1 protein-coding gene is annotated in these 1,293 nt (G+C 66.1%); it reads left to right on the plus strand.

Going from position 1 to position 1,293, the window contains the following annotated elements; genetic code table 11:
- The first annotated feature begins 68 nt into the window (after positions 1-68).
- A protein-coding gene (locus tag ACIQH8_RS17580; protein ID WP_401001159.1) for an IS3 family transposase occupies positions 69-1,261 on the plus strand; the annotation gives its coding sequence in 2 pieces (ribosomal slippage) (positions 69-341 and positions 344-1,261; 1,191 coding nt in all).
- Positions 1,262-1,293: the final 32 nt, after the last annotated feature.

Here is a 1,293-nt window from a genome sequence, read left to right on the forward strand (position 1 = left end):
GGGTCTGCTGCACGGGTAGGTGACACCTGAGCTGTGGTGCCGTGTGGCGCTGCTGGGAGGATGTCTTCATGCCCAAGCCCTATCCGCGTGAGTTCCGCGACGATGTCGTGCGGGTCGCGCGATCCCGCGAGGACGGTGTGTCGATCAAGCAGATCGCGGCTGACTTCGGTGTCAGTGAGACGTGTCTGCAGAACTGGTTGCGCGCCGCCGATGTCGAAGACGGCAAGAAGCCCGGGATGAGCGTCTCGGAGTCGGCCGAGCTGCGGGAGCTGCGCAAACGCAACCGACTGCTCGAGCAGGAGAACGAGGTGCTTCGCAAAGCGGCGGCGTACTTGGCGCAGGCGAACTTGCCGGGAAAATGATGTACCCGCTCGTTGCTGAGCTCGCCGACGCGGGGATCCCCGTGACGGTGTCGTGCCGGGTTCTGAAGCTCTCCCGCCAGCCGTACTACCGGTGGCGGGCCGCTCTGGTGACCGATCGTGAACTTCTCGAGGCCTACCGGGCGAATGTGCTGTTCGACGCGCACCGGGACGATCCGGAGTTCGGGTACCGGCTGCTCGCCGACGAGGCCCGCGAAGCCGGCCAGCCGATGGCCGACCGGACCGCGTGGCGGATCGCCTCGGACAACGGCTGGTGGAGCGTGTTCGGCAAGAAGCGCGCCAAGAACGGCAAGCGGCCAGGCCCGGCCGTCCACGACGACCTGTGCACCGTGATCGACGCGGACGGGCGTATCCGGCACGAGTTCACCGCCGACACCCCGAACCAGCTGTGGCTGACGGACATCACCGAGCACAAGACCGCCGAGGGCAAGCTCTATCTCTGCGCCGTCAAGGACGTCTACTCGAACAAGATCGTCGGCTACTCGATCGACTCGCGAATGAAGTCGAGCCTGGCCGTTCGGGCATTGGGCAACGCCGTCGCACTCCGCGGCGACGTCGCCGGCTGCATCGTGCACAGCGACCGGGGCAGCCAATTCCGCAGCCGGAAATTCCGGAGAGCCCTGGCTCGGCACCGCTTGGTCGGCTCCATGGGCCGAGTCGCGTCCTGCGGCGACAACGCGGCGATGGAATCCTTCTTCAGCCTGCTGCAGAAGAACGTCCTGAACCGTCGCACCTGGGCTACCCGGGAAGAGCTCCGCATCGCGATCGTGACCTGGATCGAACGCACCTACCACCGGCGCCGCCGGCAGGCCGGGCTCGGCCGTTTGACTCCGGTCGAGTTCGAGACCATCATGACCAACAACCTGGCCCTCGCGGCCTAAACCAACCTGTCACCTATTCGTGCAGCAGACCC

Origin of the sequence: Agromyces sp. GXQ0307 (genome assembly GCF_044769845.1) — a bacterium.
Taxonomy (GTDB): domain Bacteria; phylum Actinomycetota; class Actinomycetes; order Actinomycetales; family Microbacteriaceae; genus Agromyces.